The sequence below is a fragment of the Pseudomonas sp. UBA6699 genome (genome assembly GCF_002454615.1).
Lineage (GTDB): Bacteria > Pseudomonadota > Gammaproteobacteria > Pseudomonadales > Pseudomonadaceae > Aquipseudomonas > Aquipseudomonas juntendi.
Genome location: NZ_DKJF01000008.1, coordinates 1 through 25,460 on the forward strand (window position 1 = coordinate 1; position 25,460 = coordinate 25,460).

The 25,460-nt window shown below is 60.3% G+C and carries 27 protein-coding genes, 3 tRNA genes and 1 pseudogene; 23 read left to right on the plus strand and 8 right to left on the minus strand.

The window, feature by feature from the left end; genetic code table 11:
* The first annotated feature begins 183 nt into the window (after positions 1-183).
* Complete coding sequence (locus B3361_RS01265; protein ID WP_054905973.1) at positions 184-1,992, plus strand: ABC transporter ATP-binding protein/permease; 1,809 nt, start codon at positions 184-186, stop codon at positions 1,990-1,992.
* A gap of 65 nt (positions 1,993-2,057) precedes the next feature.
* Positions 2,058-2,618 carry a histidine phosphatase family protein gene (locus tag B3361_RS01270; protein WP_054905978.1) on the plus strand — a complete coding sequence of 187 codons (561 nt, stop codon included), beginning with the start codon at positions 2,058-2,060 and terminating at the stop codon, positions 2,616-2,618.
* On the opposite strand, the gene B3361_RS01275 is transcribed toward B3361_RS01270, so the two are convergent.
* The 4 genes and pseudogenes from B3361_RS01275 to B3361_RS01285 all read right to left on the minus strand — a co-directional run bounded on the left by B3361_RS01275 (position 2,600) and on the right by B3361_RS01285 (position 6,425).
* Positions 2,600-3,385 (minus strand): sulfite exporter TauE/SafE family protein, encoded by a 786-nt coding sequence (locus B3361_RS01275; RefSeq protein ID WP_009682648.1) that lies wholly within the window; start codon positions 3,383-3,385, stop codon positions 2,600-2,602. The genes B3361_RS01270 and B3361_RS01275 overlap by 19 nt on opposite strands.
* Positions 3,386-3,517: 132 nt before the next feature.
* Positions 3,518-4,258 carry a methyl-accepting chemotaxis protein gene (locus tag B3361_RS23960; protein WP_371105819.1) on the minus strand — a complete coding sequence of 247 codons (741 nt, stop codon included), beginning with the start codon at positions 4,256-4,258 and terminating at the stop codon, positions 3,518-3,520.
* Between the two features lie 114 nt (positions 4,259-4,372).
* Positions 4,373-5,404: pseudogene (mcpA, locus tag B3361_RS23965) on the minus strand (methyl-accepting chemotaxis protein McpA); the annotation flags it as partial.
* 142 nt (positions 5,405-5,546) lie between these two features.
* Positions 5,547-6,425 (minus strand): LysR family transcriptional regulator, encoded by an 879-nt coding sequence (locus B3361_RS01285; RefSeq protein WP_154211283.1) that lies wholly within the window; start codon positions 6,423-6,425, stop codon positions 5,547-5,549.
* A 98-nt stretch (positions 6,426-6,523) separates the two neighbouring features.
* Between B3361_RS01285 and B3361_RS01290 the strand changes: the two genes are divergently transcribed.
* A complete protein-coding gene (locus B3361_RS01290) occupies positions 6,524-6,952 on the plus strand; it encodes a PACE efflux transporter (protein ID WP_009682645.1) in 429 nt (142 codons plus the stop codon).
* Positions 6,953-7,038: 86 nt separating this feature from the next.
* On the opposite strand, the gene B3361_RS01295 is transcribed toward B3361_RS01290, so the two are convergent.
* From B3361_RS01295 to folD, 4 genes are all read right to left on the minus strand, one after another.
* Entirely contained in the window at positions 7,039-7,707 is a 669-nt protein-coding gene (locus B3361_RS01295) for a GntR family transcriptional regulator (protein WP_054905976.1), read from the minus strand.
* 16 nt (positions 7,708-7,723) lie between these two features.
* On the minus strand, positions 7,724-8,428 hold the full coding sequence (locus B3361_RS01300; RefSeq protein WP_054905977.1) for a FadR/GntR family transcriptional regulator: 705 nt from the start codon (positions 8,426-8,428) through the stop codon (positions 7,724-7,726).
* 44 nt (positions 8,429-8,472) lie between these two features.
* The gene (locus B3361_RS01305) at positions 8,473-9,783 is read right to left on the minus strand and encodes a C4-dicarboxylate transporter DctA (RefSeq protein WP_009682642.1); all 1,311 of its coding nucleotides are present in this window, start codon (positions 9,781-9,783) and stop codon (positions 8,473-8,475) included.
* A 427-nt stretch (positions 9,784-10,210) separates the two neighbouring features.
* The gene (gene folD / locus B3361_RS01310) at positions 10,211-11,065 is read right to left on the minus strand and encodes a bifunctional methylenetetrahydrofolate dehydrogenase/methenyltetrahydrofolate cyclohydrolase FolD (RefSeq protein WP_009682641.1); all 855 of its coding nucleotides are present in this window, start codon (positions 11,063-11,065) and stop codon (positions 10,211-10,213) included.
* 270 nt (positions 11,066-11,335) lie between these two features.
* Here folD and B3361_RS01315 point away from each other — a divergent pair.
* The 20 genes from B3361_RS01315 (at position 11,336) to B3361_RS01410 (ending at position 25,181) form a co-directional block, all read left to right on the plus strand.
* Positions 11,336-11,412 (plus strand) — tRNA-Arg (locus B3361_RS01315).
* Between the two features lie 41 nt (positions 11,413-11,453).
* Positions 11,454-11,529: transfer RNA gene (locus tag B3361_RS01320), tRNA-His, on the plus strand.
* A 51-nt stretch (positions 11,530-11,580) separates the two neighbouring features.
* A tRNA-Leu gene (locus tag B3361_RS01325) sits at positions 11,581-11,665 on the plus strand.
* A 564-nt stretch (positions 11,666-12,229) separates the two neighbouring features.
* The gene (locus B3361_RS01330; RefSeq protein WP_247722152.1) at positions 12,230-14,776 is read left to right on the plus strand and encodes a DNA-directed RNA polymerase; all 2,547 of its coding nucleotides are present in this window, start codon (positions 12,230-12,232) and stop codon (positions 14,774-14,776) included.
* 521 nt (positions 14,777-15,297) lie between these two features.
* On the plus strand, positions 15,298-15,474 hold the full coding sequence (locus B3361_RS01335; RefSeq protein ID WP_009682639.1) for a hypothetical protein: 177 nt from the start codon (positions 15,298-15,300) through the stop codon (positions 15,472-15,474).
* Positions 15,475-15,534: 60 nt separating this feature from the next.
* Positions 15,535-16,215, plus strand: a complete 681-nt coding sequence (locus B3361_RS01340) for a DUF2815 domain-containing protein (protein ID WP_232333240.1) — start codon at positions 15,535-15,537, stop codon at positions 16,213-16,215.
* Positions 16,181-16,663, plus strand: a complete 483-nt coding sequence (locus B3361_RS01345) for an endodeoxyribonuclease (protein WP_247722153.1) — start codon at positions 16,181-16,183, stop codon at positions 16,661-16,663. Before B3361_RS01340 ends, B3361_RS01345 begins: the two co-directional genes overlap by 35 nt.
* Before the next feature lie 2 nt (positions 16,664-16,665).
* Entirely contained in the window at positions 16,666-17,115 is a 450-nt protein-coding gene (locus B3361_RS01350; protein ID WP_010953242.1) for an N-acetylmuramoyl-L-alanine amidase, read from the plus strand.
* Between the two features lie 130 nt (positions 17,116-17,245).
* Positions 17,246-18,838 (plus strand): toprim domain-containing protein, encoded by a 1,593-nt coding sequence (locus B3361_RS01355; RefSeq protein ID WP_280087001.1) that lies wholly within the window; start codon positions 17,246-17,248, stop codon positions 18,836-18,838.
* Positions 18,839-18,852: 14 nt separating this feature from the next.
* Entirely contained in the window at positions 18,853-19,080 is a 228-nt protein-coding gene (locus tag B3361_RS01360; RefSeq protein ID WP_028692660.1) for a hypothetical protein, read from the plus strand.
* Between the two features lie 456 nt (positions 19,081-19,536).
* Positions 19,537-19,731 carry a hypothetical protein gene (locus tag B3361_RS01365; RefSeq protein WP_148661758.1) on the plus strand — a complete coding sequence of 65 codons (195 nt, stop codon included), beginning with the start codon at positions 19,537-19,539 and terminating at the stop codon, positions 19,729-19,731.
* A gap of 57 nt (positions 19,732-19,788) precedes the next feature.
* Complete coding sequence (locus tag B3361_RS01370) at positions 19,789-19,956, plus strand: hypothetical protein (protein WP_155952727.1); 168 nt, start codon at positions 19,789-19,791, stop codon at positions 19,954-19,956.
* Between the two features lie 62 nt (positions 19,957-20,018).
* Positions 20,019-20,576, plus strand: coding sequence for a hypothetical protein (locus tag B3361_RS01375; RefSeq protein ID WP_259368373.1), 558 nt, complete (start codon positions 20,019-20,021; stop codon positions 20,574-20,576).
* On the plus strand, positions 20,566-20,760 hold the full coding sequence (locus B3361_RS01380) for a hypothetical protein (protein WP_182337253.1): 195 nt from the start codon (positions 20,566-20,568) through the stop codon (positions 20,758-20,760). Before B3361_RS01375 ends, B3361_RS01380 begins: the two co-directional genes overlap by 11 nt.
* An 11-nt stretch (positions 20,761-20,771) precedes the next feature.
* Positions 20,772-22,823, plus strand: a complete 2,052-nt coding sequence (locus B3361_RS01385; RefSeq protein WP_182337254.1) for a DNA polymerase — start codon at positions 20,772-20,774, stop codon at positions 22,821-22,823.
* A 13-nt stretch (positions 22,824-22,836) separates the two neighbouring features.
* On the plus strand, positions 22,837-23,052 hold the full coding sequence (locus B3361_RS01390; RefSeq protein WP_009682626.1) for a hypothetical protein: 216 nt from the start codon (positions 22,837-22,839) through the stop codon (positions 23,050-23,052).
* Between the two features lie 34 nt (positions 23,053-23,086).
* The gene (locus tag B3361_RS01395) at positions 23,087-23,296 is read left to right on the plus strand and encodes a hypothetical protein (protein ID WP_182337255.1); all 210 of its coding nucleotides are present in this window, start codon (positions 23,087-23,089) and stop codon (positions 23,294-23,296) included.
* Positions 23,245-23,994 (plus strand): hypothetical protein, encoded by a 750-nt coding sequence (locus B3361_RS01400; RefSeq protein ID WP_182337256.1) that lies wholly within the window; start codon positions 23,245-23,247, stop codon positions 23,992-23,994. Before B3361_RS01395 ends, B3361_RS01400 begins: the two co-directional genes overlap by 52 nt.
* A gap of 92 nt (positions 23,995-24,086) precedes the next feature.
* Positions 24,087-24,332 carry a DUF3310 domain-containing protein gene (locus B3361_RS01405; protein ID WP_182337257.1) on the plus strand — a complete coding sequence of 82 codons (246 nt, stop codon included), beginning with the start codon at positions 24,087-24,089 and terminating at the stop codon, positions 24,330-24,332.
* A gap of 51 nt (positions 24,333-24,383) precedes the next feature.
* The gene (locus B3361_RS01410) at positions 24,384-25,181 is read left to right on the plus strand and encodes a DUF5677 domain-containing protein (RefSeq protein ID WP_132845952.1); all 798 of its coding nucleotides are present in this window, start codon (positions 24,384-24,386) and stop codon (positions 25,179-25,181) included.
* Positions 25,182-25,460 lie beyond the last annotated feature (279 nt).

Genomic DNA, 25,460 nt, shown 5'->3' on the forward strand with positions numbered 1-25,460 from the left:
GGGTTTTGTCTTTGTGCTCCCCAAAAGGCCCCCGGCCTCACCACAATCCCTGTGGGAGCGGGCGTGCCCGCGAACACGGGCGCAGCCCGTGCCAGCCAGCTTTCATGAAATGTACGTCATGTATGCCTGAAGCGTTATAGGGCAGTGCTACGCTCGCGGAAATACTCAGCACGGACATTCACCATGGACATGAACTGGCACCAGGCCTTGCAAGAGAGCCTGAGTTGGCTGGCAATCGCCTCGTTCATCACCTTTGTCGGCTTCACAGCCGCCGCTATTCTGGCCGTACGCTACACCCGCTGGGGCAGCCAGTTCTGGCAACTTGCGGGGCCTTATTTCAGTTATAAACGCAGTTGGCGGCCACTGCTGGTGTTTGCGTTGCTGCTGGTGCTGACGTTGTTTTCCGTACGCCTCAATGTGCTGTTCTCGTTCTGGTACAACGGGTTTTACAGCGCTTTGCAGGGGCTGGACCAAGGGGCATTCTGGTACCTGCTCGGGGTCTTCGCCGTGCTGGCCAGCATCCATGTGCTGCGCTCGCTGTGCTCTTTCTATGTGAACCAGGCCTTCAGCATCACCTGGCGGGTATGGTTGACCGAGCGCCTGACCCGTGACTGGATGCACGGTGATGCTTACTACCGTGGACAATTTCTTGCTGAACCGATCGACAACCCCGACCAGCGTATCGAGCTGGACGTAAACGCCTTCGTCAGCAACTCCCTGTCCTTGGCCTTGGGGGCAGTCAGTGCGCTGGTGTCCCTGGTGGCGTTCACCGGGATCCTCTGGGGGTTGTCAGCGCCGTTGGCCGTGGCCGGTGTTGAAATTCCCAGGGCGATGGTGTTTGCCGTGTACCTGTATGTGGTCGTCGCCACCTGGATCGCCTTCCGCCTGGGCCAGCCTTTGATTCGCCTGAACTTCCTCAACGAAAAGCTCACCGCCAACTTCCGCTATGCGCTGATGCGCCTGCGTGAGAATGCCGAGAATGTCGCTTTCTACCAAGGTGCCGAGGTTGAGCGGGGCACCTTGCTGGGGCGCTTCGCGGCACTGATCGTGAATGCCTGGGCGCTGGTATTCCGAAACCTCAAGTTCAGTGGTTTCAACCTGGGGGTCAGCCAGGTGGCAGTCGTGTTCCCGTTCATTCTGCAGGCACCGCGCTTCTTCAGCGGGGCAATCAAGCTGGGTGACGTCATGCAAACGTCTCAGGCATTTGGGCAGGTGCAGGATGCACTGTCGTTCTTTCGTGAATCGTACGATGCATTCGCGCAGTACCGGGCTACGCTGGACCGTCTGACCGGTTTTCTCGATGCCAACGCGCAGGCAAGGGTATTGCCGCGGGTACTCACCGCGGAGCAGGCCCATGCGCTGCAGATTGCCGACCTGAAAGTGCTGCGCCCGGATGGACACGCCCTGATCACTGATCTGAACCTGAGCCTGCAAGCTGGCCAGGCGCTGTTGATCAAGGGGCCTTCAGGCAGCGGCAAGACTACCCTGCTACGCGCCCTGGCCGGCCTGTGGCCCTATGCCGAAGGGGAGGTGCGACGCCCACTGGGCCATCAGGCGCTGTTCCTGTCGCAGCGTCCCTATTTGCCTTTGGGGGACCTGCGCACGGTCATTGCCTACCCGGCGGTGGGGCAGCCCGAGGATCAGGCGCGTATGCAGCAGGTACTGCACCAGGTCAATCTTGGGCACCTGGCCGAGCGCCTGGAGGTCAGCTGCGATTGGGCGCATATTCTGTCGGTGGGCGAGCAGCAGCGCCTGGCTTTTGCCCGGGTTCTGTTCAACCGGCCGCAGGTGGTGTTTCTTGATGAGTCCACCTCAGCGATGGATGAGGGGCTCGAGCATGCCCTTTATGCGCTGCTGCGCTCGGAAATGCCTGGTGCACTGTTGCTCAGTGTCGGGCACCGCAGCACCCTGGCAGGTTTTCATACTCACCGGCTGGAGGTGGATGGGCGTGGCGGTTGGTCATTGGTGGCGCAGGCGCCTACGCTGGCATAGTGTTCAGCATGCCTGCCTCGCAGCATGCCAAACATTGTGCACCAGCCCGCCACCCGAGGCACTTGATGAAAGCTACCCGTTTGACCCTTATTTGCCATGCCCTGACTCAGGCCCAGAAGACCGGGCGCCTGCACTGCGCTGATGACGGCATCCTGCCGCTTTCGCAACCGCCGGCGCCTCTCCTGCCAGCGGTGCAGTTGCTGACGGCGCCAGAGCGGCGCGCCTGCGAAACAGCGGCGTGGTTGTCGAGCACGGTGCATGTCGAGCCCGCCTTGGCCGATTGCGACCTCGGGCATTGGCAGGGCATGGCGCTGAAGCAGTTGCGGGCCGAGCAGCCAGAAGCGTTGGCCGATTGGTTACGGGAGCCAGCGAGTAACGTGCATGGCGGGGAGTCGTTCGCTGCGCTGTGCCAGCGGATGGCCGCCTGGCTGGCGGCTTTCGACAGGTCGGGTGAATGGCTGGCGGTCACCCATCCGCAGGTCATACGTGCTGTGCTGGTGCAGGTACTGGGCTGCCCGATGAGTGCCGGGCAGCGTATCGATGTGTTGCCGCTGTCACGTCTGGAACTGAGCCATACCGGGCAGTGGCGGCTGCGCCTGGGTGAGGTTCAGAACGCCAGCTTGTAGCCGATCAACAACAGCATGGCGGCCAGGCACGGACGCAGCACGCGGTCGGAGATCCGCCCGGTGAGGTGGCTGCCCAGGTAGATGCCCGGCAGAGAACCCAGCAGCAGGTAGCCCAGTAACGACCAGTCCATATTGCCCATGCCGGCATGGCCAAGGCCTGCCACCAGCGTTAGCGGCACGGCATGGGCGATTTCCGTACCGACCAGGCGACGGGTGACCAGAAACGGGTACAGCAGGAATAACGCCACGGTACCCAGGGCGCCGGCGCCGATGGAAGTCAGGGTCACCATCACCCCCAGCACCACGCCGGTCAGCACGGTGAGGGTATTCAGGGTACCTGCGCTGAGGTGGTAGTGATCGCCGGCATGGTGGCTGGCGAAAGCCTGCAGCCGCGATTTGAACAGAATGGCCAGCGCGGTGAGGATCAACACTACCGCCAGGCCTTGCTTGATGATGGCATTGAGCGCCGAAGTGTCGGTATGCAGGGTGCTCAGGAACCACAGGGTCAATGCGGCCGCAGGCACGCTGCCGAGGCTGAGCAGGCCGGTGATCTTCCAGTCGATGTTCTTGTTGCGTGCATGCACCCAGACGCCACTGGCCTTGGTGATGGCGGCATAGAGCAGATCAGTGCCGACGGCCGTCGCCGGGTTGATACCGAACCACAACAGGATCGGGGTCATCAGCGAACCGCCACCGACGCCGGTCATGCCGACGATGAAACCCACGACCAGTCCCGCAATGGTGAAACCAAAAGAACCTACATCCATACGCTACTCGACCGCCCAACATTGCCCGTTATCGGATGCAGCCAGCATATAGATTTTTTTATAGCCAAATAGACTTGTTCGTTATTAGGTTATAACCGCGTAAAGATGGGGGCGCTGGGCGCCCCCGGCTTCTCAGATCCGGAAACTCCCCACCAATTGCTTCAACCGGCCGGCCTGCTGCGCCAGTTGATCGCAGTGGCGCAGGGTTTCGTTAAGGTTCTCTACCCCTTGCTGGTTCAGCGCATTGATTTGGGTAATGTCCAGGTTGAGGCTTTCGACCACGGCGGTCTGCTCTTCGGTAGCGGTGGCCACCGACTGGTTCATGCCGTCGATCTCGCCAATACGCTGGGTGACGCTGGCCAGCCGCTCACCGGCCTGGTTGGCCACTTGCACGGTCTGCTCGCTGGACAGCTGGCTGGTGTTCATGGTGTGCACCGCTTCGCGTGAGCCGACTTGCAGGCTGGTGATCATGCGGTGGATTTCTTCTGCCGACTCCTGGGTCCGGTGAGCCAGGTTGCGCACCTCGTCGGCCACCACGGCAAAGCCTCTACCCGCTTCGCCCGCGCGTGCTGCCTCGATCGCAGCGTTCAGCGCCAGCAAGTTGGTCTGCTGCGAGATGCCTTTGATCACGTCCAGGATCTTGCCGATTTCATCAGTGCTGGCATTGAGCGTTTCAATCTGTGCGCACGATTCGCTGATGCGCTGCGACAGCGCAGTCATGGCGTTGATCGCTTCTTCCACCACTTCCCGGCCACCGTGGGCCTGCTCGCTGGCACCACTGGCATGCTGCGAGGCATCTGCGGCGTTGCGCGCGATTTCCTGGGTCGCGGCGCCCAGCTCGTTGATGGCTGCGGCCACGCTGTTGGTGCGCATGCTCTGCTCTTCGGAGCCACTGATCGACGCATTCGACGCGCTGACCACTTTCTCCGACAGGTCATGCACCAGGCGGGTGGCCGACGACACTTCGCTGATCGAGGCGTGAATGCGTTCGACAAAGCGGTTGAACGACGTTGCCAGTTCGCCGAATTCGTCCTGGTTCTGCACCACCAGACGGCGGGTCAGGTCGCCTTCACCCTCGGCGATATCGCGCATGGCGCGGCCCATGGTGGTCAGCGGGCGCATCAGTAGTGGAATCAGCAGGCCCAGCAGGCCGGCAATGGCCGCCACGGCAATCAGCATGGCGATGATGGCCGATGTGCGGAACTGGCTGAGTGCGGCGTAGGCCTTGTCCTTGTCGATCGACAAGCCGATGTACCACTGGGCCGAAGGCAGCCCGGCGACCGGCGCGAACGAAATGATCCGGTTCTGGCCGTTCAGGGTGACATCCTGCATGCCGGCGGCAACGCGCAAGTCGCTGCCGGGGTAGATGTCCTTCAGGTTTTTCATGACCTGGTCTTTGTTCGGGCTGACGATCACCTGGCCATTGGCATCGGCGAGGAAGGCGTGGCCGAGGCCACCGAAATCCACCGAGTTGATGATCTCCACCAGGGTATCGAGGGTCAGGTCACCGCCAACCACACCGATCATTTCCCCCGTGGCCTTGCTTTTCACCGGGGTGGCGATAGTGACCATCAGGCCGCCGACCGCACCCTGGTACGGTGGCGTCAGCGCCGTTTGCCCGGCATTGGCCGCCGCTGCATACCAGGGCCGTTGCCGTGGGTCGTAGCCGGCAGGCATCTGGGCGTCCGGGCGCTGGGTGAACACGCCGTTGGCCTGGCCGAGGTAGGTGAACAGGAAGTTGCGCGTGTAGGAGGGTTGCTCGATCAACCCGGCCAGGGTCTCGCCGGCACCCTGCTGGCCGATATCCTGGGCCAGGTTTTCCAGCACCAGGATGCGGCCGCTCATCCAGTTTTGCACGCTGCTGGCGGTCAAGGCCCCGGCCTGCTGCACCGAGGCTTCTATGTTCTGGCGGATAGTGTTGCGTTGGAGGTAGTCGTTATAAAGCGTGAACAGGGCGAATGCCAGGACCACGACGCCGCAGGCACTGAGCAGGATCTTGTGGCGAAATTTCAGGTTCATGTTTCGAGACCTTGAGCCAATGTGGGGAGGACGCAGCGCGCTTATGACGTTCTGCGGGGCCTATCGACCGGGATATCGGCTCGGGGGGTAAAACATTGAAGTACTTAAAGTAATTTCTTACAGACCTTTCGACAGACGGCACTCAGCCCTTGGCCAGTTGCTCTATCAGCAACCTCGCCGCTTGCTGCAGTGGCTGTTGTTTGCGCCACAGGATATGCACCGGCATTTGCAACTCGTTGCGCGTATTACGGAAGGCCAGGCGCACCAGGCGCCCGGTTGCCAGCAGTGGGGCTACCCGAGACAACGGCAGGTCGCCCCAGCCCAGGCCGGCTTCGACCATCTGCAGGGCCAGGTCGAAGCTGTCGGTCGACCAGTGCGTGGCGCCGATCAGCGGGCGTGGATCGGCCAGCGGCAGGTCCCGGCTGCGCACGAGGATCTGGCGCACCCGGGTCAGGTCTTCGAGGTAGTGGATGCGTGCTTCACGCAGCGCCGGGTGGCTAGGGGCGAGGGTGGCTACCAAGGCTTCCATACCGATGTGTTGAAAGCCCCGGCGCGCATCCACCTGCAGGCCAGCGAAGGCCACGCAAAGATCGGCGCGGCCGCTGTCCAGCAAGTGCAGGGCCTCTTCCTGCGGGGCGCTGAGCAAAGCGATATCGAGCAATGGGTGGCGCACACCGAGGTCGGCGATAGCCGCCAGCAACGGGCGGTGATCGATGTCCGGCACCACCGCCAGCGTCAGGCTGCTTTCAAGCCCCTGTGAGAGCTCCAAGGCATGGACTTGCAACAGCCCGAGTTGCTCGGCAATCAGCCTGGCGTGCGGTTCCAGGGCCAAGGCCCGGGCGGTGGGCCGAACTTCGCGGGGCCCGCGTTCGAACAAGCTGTATCCCAGCTCCGCTTCCAGATTGCCAATGGCCATGCTGACCGCCGACGGGACCCGTTTGAGGGCGCGAGCGGCGGCGGAGAACGAGCCGCGGTCGAGCACGGCAAGAAACAGCTGGATGTTGTCGCTGGAAAAGTTCATGGCAGCCTCCTGTCAGTAGATCTGACAGCTGCCTTTTGCTGTCAAGCGAGGTGAAGCATTATCGCGCCCTTCGTTATTGGGATTGGAGGGAAATGCAGGTGCAGGGTTTGAAGCGCAAGCTGGTGTACGTGACGTGCTATGAGCTGATAGGGCTGAGCATGTCGACCCTCGGGCTGGCTTATCTGTCAGAGACCCAGGCGTCGCATACCGGGCCATTGGCGGTGATGATCACTACCATTGCCATGCTCTGGAACCTGATTTTCAACACGTTGTTCGAGCGCTGGGAAAGCCGCCAGGCCAAGCGCGGCCGCAGCGTGGCGCGACGGGTGGCGCATGCGGTCGGCTTTCAGCTGACCCTGGTGGTGTATCTGATCCCGCTGATTGCCTGGTGGCTGGACATGACACTGGTAGAGGCACTGCTGGTGGACATGGCGTTCATTGTGCTGATCCCTTGCTACACCTTCGCCTACAACTGGGTGTTTGACCGGATCTTCGGCTTACCGACCTCGGCCATGGCCAAGGCTTGACTCGGGCGCTACAGGCCACCGCCTGGTACACCCGCTGCTGGACCGGTGCATGGCCGTCAGCAGCGGGCTTGGCCCTTGGGCGCGGGCTACGCCAGGTCGAGTTTCTCTTCCAGCCGGTCGAGGTGGGTGTGCATCAGCCCCAATGCCGCCTCGGCATCGCCTTGCTCCACGGCATCGATGATCGCCGCGTGTTCTTCCCACGCACAATGTTCGCAGCACGGCGACTCGTAGCGGGCAATGATCAGCGAGGTCATCGGCACCAGGCCGTTGAGAAACCGTGCCAGGGGCGCATTGGCCGCCACTTGCGCCAGTTTGAGGTGGAACTCGCCACCCAGGCGGATCGCCGCGCAACGCTCGCCACTTTCATGGTGCTGGCGCTCACGTTCAACCAACTGGCGCAGTTGGCGTATCTGCGCAGGGCGGGCGCGCTGCGCGGCCAGGGTGATCAGGGTGGTCTCCGCCAGCCGCCGGGCACTGAGCACCTGCCGCGCCTGCTCGGGGTCGGGGGCTGCCAGGTGCGCGGTGTGGCTAGGGCGCTGCACCACCACTTGCTGGTCACACAGGCGCCCGAGCACGCGGCGGATCACGGTACGGCTGACCCCAAACGCCTGGCCCAACGCCTGCTCGGGCAGCAGGCTGCCGGGGGGCAGGCGCTGTTCGAGAATGGCGTCGAACAGCCGTGGGTAGATTTGCTCGGCCGACAGGCGGGTTTCGCCGGCCGCGAGCAGGGCAGGCAAGTGGGGGGCGGCGTTCATGGTCGCTCTCCTCAGGTCATGGATGCAGGTGTTCATCCGGGATGTTCAGCGGGATGCCCATGCGCGCGCCCTCGGCCAGGATGTGCTGGCGCATCTGGGCACTGGCCAGGGCACTGTTGCGTTCGCGAATGGCGCGTACCACGGCCTCGTTCTCCTTCAGCCTTGCAGCCAGATGCTCCGGTGAGTTGCGCAGCATGTCGGCGCTCTGTTTAAGGGCGTTGCCGGTCTGCTGCACGACACTCTGGAAGATCGGGTTGGTGGTCAGGGCGAAGAGGGCCTCATGGAAAGCGATATAGGCCCTGACCCCAGCTTCGCTGTCATCGGCCTCCAGCGCTTCGCGCATGTCCATCAGGGTGAGGCGCAACTGGCCAACATCCTGGCTGTTGGCCGATTGTGCCACCAAGCCGACGATGAACGGTTCAAGGGTGTAGCGCAGTTCCAGTACGTCAGCCAGGCTGGCGGCGGCGCTGGTATCCAGCCCCGGTTCCAGGGCGGCAGCTTCGGGATCCAGCACCAGTACACCCTTGCCCGGCAGCGCGCGCACCAGGCCCAGGGTTTCCAGCACGGTTACCGCCTCGCGCAGGCTGGGCCGGCTGATGCCCAGTTGTTCAGCCAGCTCGCGCTGGCCTGGCAGCATGTCGCCGCTGCGCCACTGGCCGCGGGCCAGGGCCTGGCGGAGTTTTTCCACCACTGAATTGACGACGGTCGATGAGCTGATCACGGTTCGCTCCTTGAAGGGCCGGCATCAGTGCCGGCCACGTTCGCTCAGAATTCCTGCTGGTGGGCATTGGGCTGTTTGCGTGGCAACGGGGCAAAGCCGGGTTTGCCTGCCAGTACGTTGTTGGCACGTTCCAGGTCGATGTCCTTTTCCCAGCGGGCAATCGCCACGGTGGCTACACAGTTGCCGATCAGGTTGGTCAGTGCCCGGCCGATGCCCATGAACCAGTCCACCGCAAGTACCAGCACCAGGCCGACAACCGGAATCGCCGGTACGGCAGTCAACGTGGCCGCCAGGATCACCAGCGCCGAGCCAGGGATGCCGTGCGCGCCTTTCGAAGTTACCAGCGACACCAGCAGAATGGTCAGCAGGTCAGTCATCTCCAGCGGTGTGCCGGTGGCGTTGGCGATGAACACGATGGCCAGCGTCAGGTAGATGGAGAAACCGTCCAGGTTGAACGAGTAGCCGGTGGGAATCACCAGCCCCACCGTGGAACTGCCGATGCCCAGGTGTTCCAGCTTGCGCATGATCTGCGGCAGCACGGCGTCGGAAGAGGCGGTGCCCAGCACGATGGTCAGCTCTTCACGCAGGTACTTGATCAGTGGCAACAGTTTCAGGCCCGACAGGCGCATCACGGTACCCAGCACGATCAGCACGAAGCCTGCACAGGTCAGGTAGAACAGCGCTACCAGGCCGCCCAGGTGCTGCAGCGATTCCAGGCCGTACTTGCTGGTGGTGAAGGCGATGGCACCGAATACACCGATCGGGGCCAGGCGCACGATCATGCCCATGATGCGGAAGATCACATGGCTTAGTTCGTTGATCAGCCGCGAAATGCCGGCGGCCGAGTCGCCCACCAGGTTCAATGCGCTGCCGAACAGCACCGAAAACAGCAGCACCTGAAGGATGTTGTTGTCGGCGAAGGCGCCGATCACCGAGGTAGGGATCAGGTCCATGAAGAACGCTGCGGCGCCATGGATGTGTTGACCGCGCTCGGCCAGGCTGCTGGCATCGGCACTGGACAGTTGGTCCAGGTGAATATTGGCGCCGCTGCCGATGCCGCTGCTGAAGGCGAATACCAGGCCGATCACCAACGCCAGGGTGGTCAGCACTTCAAAGTAGATTACCGACTTCAAGCCGATGCGCCCGACCTTTTTCAGGTCGCCGGCGCCCGAGATACCACTGACCACCACGCAGAACACGATCAGGCCGATGAGCATCTTGATCAGCTTGATGAAGCCGTCGCCTAGGGGTTTGAGTTGTAGCGAAAGGTCGGGGAAGCTGAGGCCGCAGGCAATGCCGAGGGCAAGGCCAAGCACGACTTGCAGGAATATCGAACGCGAGCACCATTTGAGCATGGGAGAAGTCTCAGATCGGTGTCCTTGCTTCGGTAGCCGCACGGGGCGAAAGAGCGCAGGACTTAATTATTGTGGTCTTACCGGTTTGTTCAGCGCCAGGCCATAAAAGCGCGAAAAATCGTTCTTTGCAAGGGTTTTTGGCCTTACCGGTCTGACCAGTTATGGGGCGAGTGGGCCTGCCGCGCTCTAGTTCGGTGCGCAGCGGGAAGTTCATGATTGAGCAGGGCGCGTGAGCGAACACGCCCCCGGTGCCGGTGATACCCTTGAACCTGATTCGAGCAGGGCCCGCCCCCTACGGCCAATGCAAGCTACCTGCCAATCCCGCCTTGCGGTCGCCATTTCTTCTCTTTGCATCAAGCCCGGGCCCTCGAGCCGGGCAAAAAAAAACGGCACCTGCCAGAGGTGCCGTTTTCGCTAGGTGCGAATTTTACTTGTGCAGCTCTTGCGCCGCGTACAGCGTGTTCTCCAGCAGGCACGCCCGGGTCATTGGCCCAACCCCGCCCGGTACTGGGGTGATCCAGCCGGCGCGGGGCAGGGCAGTCTCGTAGACCACATCGCCGACCAGCTTGCCATCTGCCTGGCGGTTGATGCCCACGTCGATCACGATGGCGCCTTCCTTGATCCACTCACCTTTGACCAGGCCCGGCTTGCCTGCGGCCACCACCACCAGATCGGCGCGGCCTACATGGCCGGCCAAGTCCTTGGTAAAGCGGTGGCATACAGTCACGGTGCAGCCGGCCAGCAGCAGCTCCATGGCCATTGGGCGGCCAACGATGTTGGAAGCGCCGACGATGACGGCGTTCATGCCGTACAGATCCTGGCCGGTGCTTTCCAGCAGGGTCATGATGCCTTTTGGTGTGCACGGGCGCAGCAGCGGAATACGCTGGGCCAGACGGCCGATGTTGTACGGGTGGAAGCCGTCCACGTCTTTGTCAGGGCGAATGCGCTCGAGCAGCAGCGACGCCTCCAGGTGCGCCGGCAGCGGCAACTGCAGCAGAATGCCGTCGACGGCCGGGTCGTCGTTAAGACGGTCGATCAGCTCGGTCAGGGCTTCTTGCGTGGTCTCGGCGGGCAGGTCGAAAGCCTGCGAAATGAAGCCGACCTCTTCGCAGTCCTTGCGCTTGTGCGAGACATAGACTTGGGAGGCGGGGTCGGTGCCGACCAGGATCACCGCCAGGCCCGGCGTACGCAGGCCTTGCTGGCGACGCTCCACGACACGTTGAGCGATCTGCTGGCGCAGGCTGGCGGCGATTGCCTTGCCATCGATTAGGTGTGCAGTCATAGACGCGTGATTAACCATCGAGAAGGAAACAATAAAGAGCGCGCATTCTCGCACGACATGGGCGAAGGGCAAAGGCGGGTGGTCGGGCAAATCCCCTAAGCCCTTAAATAATTTAAATTTTTTTGAAAAAGGTGTTGACGACTTTCGGGGTCGCCTATAAGATTCGCCGCACTTGTCGGGCACAGCCTAGCACTGGTTGGCTAAGTCGGGCAGAATGGGTCGTTTGGCAGTTAGCTGTTAAATACTTGTTCGGTTAGGCTTGAAGCTTAAGCGCCCGTAGCTCAGCTGGATAGAGCATCCGCCTTCTAAGCGGATGGTCGCAGGTTCGAGTCCTGCCGGGTGCGCCATTAGGCAGCTTTGGCAAGCAAGTTGGCTGTAATGCAATATGGTGGGCGTAGCTCAGTTGGTAGAGCGCTGGATTGTGATTCCAGTTGTCGTGGGTTCGATTCCCATCGTCCACCCCATATTTTCGAAGGCGCCTCGATAGCATCTGGCGCCTTTGTTTTAAGCGTTACGCGGACGTGGTGAAATTGGTAGACACACTGGATTTAGGTTCCAGCGGCGCAAGCTGTAAGAGTTCGAGTCTCTTCGTCCGCACCACGAATTAGAAAAAATCTCCCCGAATTCCTGAAAGCCACACGGCTCAAGGGTTCGGGGATTTTTTTCGCCAGTCACTTGCACGAATGATACCTTTTCACCTATAATCGCTTTCTCAGCAAAGAGAGCAAAAGGGACACTTTTGGGACACAAAGGCCCTTTTTGACCTCTTCGGAGCCCCTCATCCACTGAATCCCTAACTGACCGTTCGTCGGACTTTACCGGCTGACACTGGCCCCTTTTGACCGGGGAAAATCCAGTGCGGGAGAGTGCTGCCCGCGTGAAGTCATGGGACCACATTATGGCTGCCAGTTTCTGCCTGGAGGGGGTAGCTACGCCTTATGGTTCTCTCAGATGGGAATGACTCATTGACGAGACATTCCCGCTTAGGGAGGGCCATCCGGGCCGCGCCGGGGCGCTGTGGGAGACCACATCCAGAGTCGCGGACCCACAATTGGATTCCTTAGCGATGCCCTCTGAGATGACCCTTAGAGACATCCTTAAAGACATCCTTAGAAATGATTACTTAATGATGATTACTAAGAGATTCCCTTTATGACTACCTCTATGACTCCTTTAGTTGGCCGCTTGGATGGTGAAGACCTCATCGCCACCCAAGTCCGTCTGGAAGAGGAGATGACCCAGCGCGGTGTGAGCCGTTTCCAGCGCAACGTAGAGGCCGCCCGAAGGATGGGCGCTGAGGATGGCACCGAGTACGGCTCCATCATCGTGTCCGGCCGCATGAAGGCGCTCGCTGAGGCCATCAAGGCGTGGATGGATGAGTCTGAGGCCGGTGTGTCGTCCCGCTGGGGTAGCGCATACAAGCTCCTCCGTGGCTACGATGCGGATGTCCTGGCCTACCTGACCCTCAAGCACACCCTGGCTGGCATCTCGCAGCCCCGCACGCTCCAGCATGTGTCCGTCTCCATCGCCCAGTCCGTGGAAGACGAAATGCGCCTGTCCGGCATCCGCGACAAGGAGCGCAAGAAGTACGACCAACTGGTAGAGCGGGCTAACAAACGGTCCAGCCAGCGCCACAAGCACATCTACGCCACCCGTGTGGCCTCTGCGCTGGACACCTGGAGCAACTGGAGCAACAACGACCGCATCCACGTAGGGACCAAGCTCCTGGAGCTGCTGATGAACTCCGTGGGGCTGATCCACATTGCCACCAACGGCGAAGGCACGGAGAAGGCGCTGAAGTACGTGAAGCCGCTGGAGTCCACCCTGGAGTGGATCGCCCGCAAGAACAACGTCACGGCCATGCTGCGCCCCGTGTATGAGCCGATGGTTGTCCCGCCACGCAACTGGACCTCACCGACCGATGGGGGCTACCTGTCGTCCAGCCTCAAGCCGCTGCGCATGGTAAAGACCCGCAACCGGGCGTACCTGGAAGAGCTGGGCAACGTCGATATGCCGATGGTCTACACCGCGCTCAACGCCATCCAGGCCACCGCGTGGCAGATCAACACGCCAATCCTGAACATCATGACCACGCTGTGGGAGCAGGGCGCCACCTGGTGCGGCCTCCCACCCCGTGAAGGCATCCCCCAGCCAGTCAAACCGTGCGACATCGACATCAACGAGGTGGCCCGCGCTGCCTGGCGTAAAGCCGCGTTCAAGGCCCATTCGGACAACCTGGAGATTCAGGGCGCCCGCATCAACGTCTCGATGTCCCTGGACATCGCGAACCGCTACTCCCCGTTCCGCAAGATTTACTTCCCGTACCAACTGGACTTCCGTGGCCGCATCTACGCGGTGCCGCACCTGAACCCCCAAGGCGCGGACCACACGAAGGGCTTGCTCCGATTCGCCTACGGCAAGCCGCTGGGCGAGCATGGGGCCAAGTGGCTGGCAATCCACGGGGCAAACGTGGCCGGGTACGACAAGGCCAGCCTGGAGGACCGCGTGAAGTGGGTCCACGATCACCAAGCGGAAATCCTGGCGATTGCTGCTGACCCGTTCCAGGCACGCGGCTGGGCCGACCACGTAGGCGCGCAGGCCATCGACAAACCATGGCAGTTCCTGGCGTTCTGCCTGGAGTGGAAGGGCTACTGCGAGCACGGCGACCGCTTTGTGTCGAAGCTCCCGATTGCTATGGACGGCTCATGCTCCGGCATCCAGCACTTCTCCGCGATGCTCCGGGATGAGGTCGGTGGCGCAGCCGTGAACCTGGTCCCCAGCGACCTCCCCGCAGACGTGTACGGCCTGGTAGCCAAAAAGGTCATCGAGCGGGCCATCCACGATGCCAAGCACGGCACCGAAGACGTCCTGAAACATGACGCTGATGGCAAGGCATACGTCCAGGAGGGCACGAAGAACCTGGCCCAGCAATGGACCCGCTTTGGCATCAACCGCAAGGTGACGAAGCGCTCCGTGATGACCCTGGCCTACGGCTCCAAGGAGTACGGCTTCAAGGATCAGGTAATGGAGGACATCCTGGACCCGGCACGCAAGAAAGCCACCGATGCCGAAGGCAACGTAGACGCCCGCCACTTCCCGTTCACCGGGGATGGCTTCCGGGCCGCTGGCTGGATGGCGAAGGCCATTTGGGAAGCCGTGAACCAGGTTCTGGTGAAAGCTGGTGAGGCCATGAAGTGGCTCCAGGACGCTGCAACCCTGGCCGCAAAAGAAGAGCTGCCGGTGTGCTGGACCACTGCGGTGGGCTTTCCGGTGATGCAGGCGTACAACTCCGTGGTAGCTCGCCGCGTCAAAACGGCCATCAACGGGGCCCGTGTGCGCCTCCTGATGAACGAAGAGCAAGACGCCTTGGACAAGCGCAAGCAGTCGCAGGGGATCAGCCCCAACTTCGTCCATAGCTGCGATGCGGCCCACCTCATGCTCACCGTTGTGCGTGGCGTGGAGTCCGGCTTGAAGAGCTTCGCGATGATCCATGACAGCTTCGGCACCACCGCAGGGGAGACTGAGCTTTTCTTCATGACTGTCCGCAAGGCGTTCATTGAAATGTACGAAGAGACCGCCGTACTGGAGCGCTTCCGGGATGAGCTGGCCGCGCAACTCAGCGACAAGGCGCGGGCCAAGCTCGCAGAACTCCCGAAACGTGGCAGCCTGAGCCTGGCAGCAGTAGCAGAGTCGCGCTTTTGTTTTGCCTGATCGTTCTCATTAATGGAAATAAACCATAAGGGCAACGTTTCCATGAGTGAGCGATTCTGAATGGCCCCCGGTGATTCCCGTGGGGCCACATTCGGATAACCGAGCCGCATCCCTCCGCCAGAGCCTCCACCGTGCCAGTGCGACCCCCCGCTCATTTCTGAGTTGGGCCCGAGGGACCACATTCGGATAACCAAGCCGCAACACCCCAGTCTCCGCCCGAGCCTCCACCGTGCCAGTGCGCCATCCGCTCATTTATGAGCCGATCCTGAGACCACCCCCAATTCCCCATTTATCCGCAGCAGCAGCCATAGAGCCTCCACCGTGCCAGTGCCGCAACGCCTCGGATGAACCAGCAACACCTTCGCAACACCTCTACGGACCACCCGCAACTCCCCCTGACCTTTGCCATAGAGCCTCCACCGTGCCGGTGCAGAGGGACGGGAAACGTGCGCCTGGGCCCCGTAGGCAACCCCAACGGACAACCCAGGCCACAACCCCGTGGCCGTATTGAGAGAACCGCAATGAATCGCTTCGGCACCGCAGACAACCAACGCAACGAACCCGAGAACTACGACTCCGCCCTGGGCCGCGCTATCGCGCTTTGGGGCATGGGTCGCTCCATCTCTATGGCCCTCGCCGCTGAGTTGATTGAACAAGGCTTTGACCTTCCGTCCCTGGAAGCGCGCCACAGCCGCTAACACGCACACACAAAACGAGTCCCCAAAATGTCCTATCAGAAACGCCCAAAGAACGTAACCATGACCTCGCCGCGTGGCATTTTCCGCTACCCGGCACTGACCAAACCTGACTTCGGCACCGATGAGTACCCGAAGCCGGACGGTGAGTACAAAGTCACCCTGATCCTGACCCAAGAAGAGGCCGCGCCTCTCCTGGCGAAGCTGGAACCGCTGCACGAAGCCGCCATCGAGAATGGCCGTGAAGAGTTCAAGAAGCTCAAGATCGAAGCCCGCAAGAAGCTGAAAGACGTGACCGTGCAGCCACTCTTCACCGAGGAGTACGACAAGGAGACCGAGGAGCCGACTGGCCGCCTGTTCTTCAACATCAAAATGGCCGCCTCGGGCAAGTCGAAGAAAGACGGCTCCGTCTGGACCCGCAAACCAGCCCTGTTCGATGCCAAGGGCAAGCCAATGCTGAAAGTTCCGGACATCTGGGGCGGCACCGAAGGCAAGGTGAGCTTTGAAGTGGCCCCTTACTTCATCCCAGGCACCGCCCTGGCCGGTATCAAGCTGCGCCTGAACGCAGTCCAGGTCATCGAGCTGCGCAGTGGCGGCAACAAGTCCGCTGGCGAATACGGCTTCGGTGAAGAGGAAGGCGGTTTCGACGCTGAATCCGTAGCCGAACAAGAACAAGAAGAAAAAGACGAGTTCGAAGAAGAGGAAGAAGGTGGCGAAAGCAACACTTACGAAGAAGACTTCTAAGACGCCTCTGGATGCCGAAAAAGTGGGACTCAAATATGGGTTCCGCTCCGGGCTTGAAGAACGTGCCGCAGACCAACTAACGGCTGTCGGCATGGGCTTCACTTTCGAAAGTCTGGTAGTTCCCTATACCCGGCCTGCGAAAGTTCACAAGTACACCCCGGACTTCGCACTGGCGAACGGCATCATTGTCGAAACTAAGGGCCGCTTTTTGACCGAGGACCGCCAAAAGCAACTCCTGGTCAAAGCGCAGCACCCTGAACTTGACGTGCGCTTTGTCTTCTCCAACTCAAAAACAAAAATAAATAAACGCAGTACCACCACCTACGCGGATTGGTGCGGCAAGAACGGCTTCCAGTATGCCGACAAGTTGGTTCCTCATGCCTGGCTTAATGAGCCGGTCAATAAAGCCTCCCTGTCGATCATCAAGGGCCTCAGCAAAGAAAAATAATAATGACCTACAACGCTGGAACGAAACCCCGCGCTGAGACGGACTACCTGGTAGTTCACTGTAGCGCCACGCGACCATCCCAAGACATCGGGGCTGCTGACATCAACCGCTGGCATCGCGCCAAAGGTTGGCGGTGCATCGGCTATCACTTTGTCATCCGCCGCAATGGCGTGGTGGAGGAGGGCCGCGAGCTGGATCAAATCGGCGCTCACGTAGAGGGCCACAACATCAACTCCGTAGGCATTTGCATGGCCGGTGGAGTCACCGAGGCGGACATCAACGTCCCCGAAAACAACTTCACGCCTGAGCAGTTTGCAAGTCTCAAGCACCTGCTGGGCGAGCTGAAAGAGAAATACCCCAGCGCGACAATCCAAGGCCACCGGGACTTCCCGAAAGTAGCCAAGGCTTGCCCGAGCTTCGACGTTAAACCGTGGGTAGCGGCCAACTTATAAGAGTCGTGGGCCCTCAGTTGGATATGGCAGCCGCCACGTCTATCACTCAACTCTGATAAAGGGCTGGCCTTCGGGCTGGCCCTCTTTATTGCCCATGAAAAATCGAAAGCATGAAACAGAGAGTGAGTTCGTGCGCCACCTGCCCTGTGAAAACTGTGGTTCAAGTGATGCCAACTCTATCTACACCGACAACCACCAATATTGCTTCGCCTGTGAGCACTACGTTCACGGCGATGGCGAAACCCCAACTACTGGAGGGCGAACAAAACGAATGGAAGGTTTAATCTCCGGCGAATTCAAGCCGCTGATGAAGCGCAAACTTACCCTGGAGACTTGCCGCAAGTTCGGATACTTCGTAAGTGAGGTGCGTGGCAGGCTAGTTCAGGTTGCCCCGTACTTCGACAACAGTGGTGTGATGGTCGCCCAAAAACTGCGCGATCAGGATAAAGGCTTCGCCATCCTGGGCGATGGTGCAAAGTTGACCCTCTTCGGCCAGAACCTTTGGGCGAGTGGGGGCAAGAAGATTGTTGTCACCGAAGGCGAGCTGGACGCTATGTCTGTTTCCCAGGTGCAAAACAACAAGTGGCCCGTGGTGTCGCTCCCGAACGGGGCTCCGGCAGCACGCAAGGCCATCCAGCGAAACATCGAATATCTGGAGAGCTTCGAAGAAGTCATCCTCATGTTCGATATGGACGAACCGGGCCGCGAAGCAGCGCAGGAATGCGCAGAGCTATTCAGCCCAGGCAAGTGCAAGATCGCCACGCTATCCATGAAGGACGCCAACGAACTTCTGGTAGCGGGCCGTGAGCAGGAAATCGTCACCGCCATCTGGAACGCCAAGCTGTACCGGCCTGATGGCGTAGTGAACGTCCGAGACCTCCGCGAAGAGATTCGCAAGGCCCTGGTCATGGGCTTGCCGTGGTTCCTTGATCCACTCACCCAACTCACCTATGGACGCCGCTACGGCGAAGTCTACGGGCTGGGCGCTGGTACTGGTGTGGGCAAGACCGACTTCCTCACGCAGCAAATCGCATACGACATCCAAGTCCTGGGCGAGCGTGTAGGCACCATTTTCCTGGAGCAGAAACCGACCGAGACCGCCAAGCGCGTGGCCGGGAAGATCGCCGGGAGACGCTTCCACGTTCCCAAGGAAACCGCTGGCTGGACCGATGAGGAGCTGGATGCAGCCGTAGATGCGCTGGGCGAAAACCTGGTCATGTACGACGCATTTGGTGAAACCGAGTGGGACATTGTGAAGCGCAAGGTGCGCTACATGGCTGTCTCCGAGGGCATCAAGCTTATCTACATCGACCACCTCACTGCGATGGCTGACACCGCAGATGAGAAGGGCTCGCTTGAGCAGATCATGAAAGAGATGGCGGGCCTGGCGAACGAGCTGGGAATCATCATCACGTTCATCTCTCACCTGACCACCCCCGAGGGCAAACCCCATGAGGAAGGCGGGCGGGTAACGATTCGCCACTTCAAAGGCTCCCGAGCCATCGGCTTCTGGAGCTACTTCATGTTCGGCCTTGAGCGTGACCAGCAGGCCGAAGACCCCGTGGTTCGCCAAACCACCACCTTCCGCATCCTCAAGGACCGCTACACCGGCCAAGCGACCGGGGAAGTGCTGTACCTGGCATACGACCGCGATACCGGATTGCTCTCGCTCACCGAAGCGCCCGAGCCGTCCGCACCCTTTAAAGATGAATCCGAATTCTGACTGGAGATACCCCCATGTTGAAACGACTGCTGGCAAAAGTGTTCCCGCAGACCACCGCGTCCGCTGTATCCGACCTGGAGCGCACCCTGGACAAGCTGAGCCAGGCCGAAGCCTCCCATAGCGAAGCTGCACGCCAGGCCCGGCAAACCGCCTGCAATCTGCACGACCACGCCGATATGCAGTACGCCCTGGCTGACCGGGCTTCGATGATCCATTCCCGTATCTCCAAACTCCTGGACTGAACCATGCGCAAGTTGATCTTCGCGGCCCTGACCGTCCTTTCCCTAGCCGCCTGTGAGCGCCACTCTTGCTACAGCCCAGCCGTTGTACAGGCCCCAGTAGTCGAAGCTCCGGCCCCCGTGGTTGCCGCTCCAGTTGTCCAGGCTGCCCCGATCATGCAAGCGGCCTCAGTGGTTGCAGCCCCTGTCGTGGTCCAGGACAACTCCAACGCCATGCTCACCGGCATGATGATGGGTCACATTCTGGGCAGTGCTTCGGCATCGGCCCCGGCTGTCCATAACACCACCATCGTGAATAACACTACGACCAACACCCGAGCGACCGCCGTGGCTCCGCGTCCGGCCTATATGGCTCCACGCCCAGCTTACGTTGCACCGCGAGCCAGCTACTCGGCACCGCGAGCCAGCTACAGCTACCGCACCAGTAGCTTCTCCAGCTTCCGCTCCCGCAGGTAAACCATGACGACTCCAGCCCAACGGCCACCGCGCCTGAAAGAACTGTCCTTGCGCATTGAGCGTGTGGACAACGGAGTCATCGTCCGGTCCCGAGACAACATCCTGGGCCTGGCAAACGAAGGCGACTGCAACGTGTTCACCAATCGCTACGAACTGAGCAACTACCTCAACGCTTTGCTGGACGACTTCCGGCTGTAGCAGATGCACCACCACACGGGCCCCAAGCGGGCCTTTTTTTGTGCCTGAGAGAAAACCATGCCTCTGATTCTGACCTACCTGTTTGTCGTTTTCTGCCTGTGCTTCGGCTGGGTTTACAACGTTGTCTGGACCTTCCACCAGTGTGGTGACGCCTTGCTCCTGGGCATTGTCGGCATCGCCTTCCCACCGATTGGGGCCATCCACGGCCTCATTGCGTTCTTTTAAGGGAGGGCTGATGAGTGATGCCAACTACTACCTCTTCTTGCTCTTCATCGTCGTGTTCGTCCTTGCCTGAATGGAAGCTTCCGGGCCACCTCCAGCCGCTCTTCGATGACGCGCTGGAATTGGTGCGCTGGGAGTTTCCTGGCTCGCACCCGGTCATCGGTGGCGGTGCCATCCGGGACGCCCTCCTGGGACGCCCGATCAAAGACATCGACGTGTTCATGCGCAGCATTGACCACAACGAGCTGGACTCCGAACTCACCGTGAAGGTGAAGCAGCCCGCGTTCCTCGCCCTTTATGGCCGCAAGGATATGCACGGTGCCTGGGACTTCCTCCAGGACGTACAGGGCTTGCCCGTCCAGTTGATCCTGGCCGACTTCATGACCCCGCAAGAGCTGGCCGATTCGTTCGACCTGAACCTGTCCCGCGCCACGTATGACGGCTACTCCCTGCACGTTTCCGCGGCCTTCGAAGAGGGCGTGTGGGACAAGGCATTCCGAATTCTCCGCTGCGAAAGCGACCTGGAAGAACGCCGCTCATTCAAGCGCGTATCCCGCCTGCAAGAGAAGTACCCCGAATACATCCACGACGAAACCACCCTGGAGCAAATCCGTGGCCACTGAATCCGACCTGCACCCGTTCTGGCTCAACCGCTACCCGCTCACCCGACTCATGATCGCGCTGCCCCTGGTTCCAATCATGATCCTGGGCGAAGCCCTCAAGGGCTTGTACCACGGCTTTTGTGATGCCCTGGCCGATACCGGCACGCTCTTTCGAGAGCTGTGGCATACGCCGACCCCCTGCTGACTGGGGGACCAATGCAAGAACCCCTTCTGTTCGACCTCGAAACGAATGGGTTCCTGGAGGCAGTCTCCGTCATCCATTGCCTTGTCATCGAAGACACGGCAACTGGGGACGTTAAGAAATTCCCGCCTGGCCTCATCGCCATGGGAGTCAAATGGCTCCAGGAGCAACATTCCCAAGGCCGCTTCATCGGCGGCCACAACGTCATCAAGTACGACATTCCCGTCATCCAGAAGCTGTACCCCGGCTTCATCGTGAACCCCGCGCTGGTCATCGACACCCTTGTTTGCACCCGACTCATCTGGTCGAACATCAAGGACACCGACACCGGCCTCCTCAAGAAAGCAGTCCTCCCCGGCAAGCTCTTCGGCTCCCACTCTTTGGAAGCCTGGGGATACCGCCTGCGCCTGATGAAAGGCGAGTACGCAACTGAGTTCAAGGCGCGTATGGGCGATGCCTACGTGGACGGCATGGAGTGGCTGGAGTTCTCGCAAGAGATGCTCGACTACTGCGTCCAGGACGTTGTGGTCACTTCCGCACTGTGGAAGCGAATCCTTGGCAAGAACTACTCGGCACGGGCCCTGGCCCTGGAACATCGAGTGGCCTGGCTCATGGCCGCTCAGGAGCGCAACGGATTCCACTTCAACCGCGAGAAGGCGGCCCTCCTGTACGCCAAATTGGCGCAGCGCAGGGGCGACCTGGAGCGCGAGCTGAAAGAGTTCTTCAAGTTCTGGCACGCACCGGCAGGCGAAGTGCTCACCAAGAAAACCCGGCGAGTCTTTATCGAAGACCCACGGGGCAACACTGAGCGCCGTGTGAAGCTCAAGGGCCAGCCCGCGTTCAACCAAGTGGGCTGGTTTGAAAAGTACACCGAGGGCGTCCGGTACACCAAAGTCAAGATTGTGGAGTTCAACCCGTCCTCACGGGATCACATCGCTGACCGGCTGACGGCCCTGTACGGCTGGGTTCCCGAGAAGTTCACCAAGGGCGGCAAGCCCCAGGTGGACGACGAAGTGATGTCCAAGCTGAGCTACCCACCGTGCAAGCTCCTGACGGAATACCTCCTGGTCGCCAAGCGCATCTCGCAACTGGCCGAAGGGAAGCAGGCGTGGATGCTGGTGGAAAAGCAGGGCCGCATCCACGGCTCCGTGAACCCTAACGGTGCCGCCACCGGGCGAGCTACTCACGCTTACCCGAACGTGGCTCAGGTGCCGGCATCTGGCTCCCCCTACGGTAAAGACTGCCGCGAACTCTTCACGGCGCCCCTCGGCTGGCTTCTGGTCGGTGCCGATGCCTCGGGCCTGGAGCTGCGCTGCCTGGCTCACTTCATGGCTCGCTACGATGGTGGCAAGTACGTGGACATCCTCCTTAACGGGGACATCCACTGGGCCAACGTCCAGGCCATGGGCATCACCAGTGAGAAGCGTGACGACCACAACACGCTGCACAAGCTGTACCGCGATGGTGCGAAGACCTTTATCTACGCCTTCCTCTATGGGGCCGGTGATGAAAAGGTCGGGACCATTGTGTTCGGCATGGTTGCCAAGGCCAAGGGGCTGGGTCTCGACTACCAGCACCTCCTGGACGTGTTCTTCAACGGGCAAGACAACCCGGACGAAGAGGCGCTCAAGGCCGCTGGCAAGAAACTGAAAGCAACCTTCCTCCGCAAAACCCCGGCCCTGAAAAAGCTGGTCAAGGCTGTGAAAGAAGCCGCCAAGCGCGGCCACCTGGTCGGCCTGGATGGTCGCCACGTTCACGTCAAATCCGCCCACGCGGCACTCAACTACCTCCTGCAAGGGGCCGGTGCGCTGGCCTGTAAGCAGTGGCTTGTGTTCCTGGACGACGAACTCCAGGCACGCGGGCTGAAACACGGCTGGGATGGCGACTACGCCTTCTGCGCCTGGGTCCACGACGAAGTGCAGATCGCCTGCCGTAACGAAGCCATCGCGGCCATCGTTCGGGAAGCGGCTGAGGCGTGCGTGGCGAAAGCAGGTGAAGCCTTCAACTTCCGGTGCCCCCTGGCCGGTGAATCAAAAATGGGCCTGAACTGGGCCGAAACCCACTAATGAGTAAACGCAAATGACTAAAGACCCTGTTCTCCTGGAAGTCCTGTACGAAGCCTTCAAGAGCCCTTTCAAAATCCAATCGGACTTCGCTCGCTTCGAAGCCCAGGCAGTAGCATCGCTGGCATCGCTGGGCTTGCTCAGCACCCTGGAAGGTCACGGCCAGTATGGTCGCAAGTGGCGTGTCACCGGCACCGGCCTTGACCTGCTACGGGAAAACGATTACCTGTGACCCCATCACTTCACTCAGTCAGAGAGGCACTCCCATGTTGAAACCCTGGACCATCACCATCGACGTGAACGGCACCAAGCACGCATTGGAGTATCCGGCACGTCCGCTTGATGCGGAGCTGGGCGCTGACTTAGTGAAGCTCTTCGGCCAATACGGCTTCATCTTCCAAGAAGACCTGACAGAGATTCGCGAGTGCGCAGAGTTATCATCGACGCCGATGTATTATCCGTCCAAGCAGCAGTAGTAAACCAGAAAGCCATCCGCTGGGGAGGCGATGAGGAGGGTGAACGAGCCCTTTGGACCCTCCACGCATTTGAAGAGGATGGCGAAGCCACCTTCACCGGGATGGTGCAAAACTTGATAGACAAGACAGGGGCCGATGAGGCCCTTCTTGTTTTCTCGGACAAGGTGAACTGGCGCAAGACCGTTCTCCCGACCTACAAGCACAACCGTAGCAAGACCGTCCAGCCGTTGCTCCGCTCCCATCTCACAGCCTGGGCTCAAGAAACCTTCCCGTCCATCTCCAAGCCCAACCTGGAAGGCGATGACGTGTGCGGCATCCTCCTGACCCGAGCCCGAAAGTTCGGTGAGGAAATCGTGGTCGCGTCCATCGACAAGGACTTCAAGACGGTCCCCGGCCACCACTACAACTTCAACACAGACACGTTCTTTGAAGTGACTGAGGAGGAGGCCGACTATTGGCACCTCTACCAGACCCTCATGGGCGACACCACGGACGGCTACTCAGGCTGCCCAGGCATTGGGCCCGTGGCTGCCAAGCGGCTCCTGGACAAGTCCCCCACCTGGGACACCGTAGTGGCTGCCTTCGACAAGGCCGGTCTCTGCGAAGAGGAGGCTCTGGTGCAGGCCCGCGTGGCCCGCATCCTTCGTGCCTCGGATTACGACTTCAAGAACCAGAAGGTGAAGCTGTGGACCCCGTGATGAGCTGCGCGTCCTGCGCCTGCCTCGAATCAATTGAACTCAACGTTTGCCAGGGCTGCGGCCCTGCTTATACCAAATGGACCCCATATCCCGTGTCAAATAAAGACGAGTCGCCTGTTAGCCAGCTAACCCAAATCGGTGGAACTCATTACCTCCGCTCCATTCAGCCCTTCGACATTATCGGCGCTTGGGAACTCGGATTCTTCCGAGGGAACATCATCAAATACGTCCTCCGCTGTACTGCAAAAAATGAAAAAGAGGATTTGATGAAGGCCCGCCATTACCTGGACCATTGCATTGAAAATTACGATGAGTTGCGCGCTACCGCTGCATTCTGATAGATGATCTGATTCCAGTTTGGCAATTACGAACCCACAGGTGGCGAACGCATGACAGACACAGACAGCTTCGAATTTTCAGGTTTTCTGAGCCCGGAGTCCGCCCAGACCATCCCCGCCATTCAGGCCTCTTTGCCTGAACTATTTACCATTGCATACGACTTAAACACTCTGGTAATGCGGTTGACAGCCGATGCTGCTGAGGCTGCGCAGGTCACTTCGATGGAGCCCGCCGCAATTGCCGTCCGAGTGCTGATGCGGGCCTGTGGGACATTCCAAAGCGTTTTGCTTCTCGCCAGTAGAGGCAACGTAGCTGATGCGCGGACGCTTGTTCGGGGTCTCGTCGAAGACTCTTTCATGATCGCTGCTATTTGCAAAGACCCCGAAAAGTTCTTGAAATTGTTCAAGGACGATGCCAACGCCTCCCGCAAAAGGCAGACGAAGCTTGTAATCGACAATGGCTGGGCAGAGGGCGAGACTCTCGAACGGCTGCAAGCAATCGCGGCTGAACTCACCGGGAAAAATACTCCGGTAAAGGACCTAGCTGGGCACGGGGTTTTAGAAAAGCAGTATCTACTGTACTCCCGCTTGAGCGACGACTCTGCCCATCCCTCGGCCACCTCGCTGAATCACCATGTGAATGCCGAGCTGGATAAGTCTGGATGGCGGTACCAATGGAAAGTCGCGGATCGCGACGAAACCTCGGCCACACTACATGCAGCGTTCCAAGGCCTTGTTCCTGTAGCAATTGGGGTCGCAGAGTTCTTGAAACTGTCGGAGTACGGCGGGGCACTCAACGCGATTCTTCTGGCTATCGAGAACGCGCCGCCCTCGAAATCTCATATTTAACCCCAGCTTTCTCGTGGGACCACAGTAGGATTAACGAGCCGTGAAAACGGAAAGATTCCCCAACGTTCCCCGTGAGCTGCTGGTGGAGCTGGAGAAGCGATTCCCCAGCGTCCTGCCCGTAGACCCTCACATCACCATCAACGAAGTGAACATCCGTCAAGGACAGCAAGAAGTCATCCGACTCCTGCGAAGCCGCTTCGACATCCAAAACACTACTGTTCTGGAATCACCATAATGTGTTCGCACTCAAGCACACCTAAGGTAAGCGTCCGGCGAACT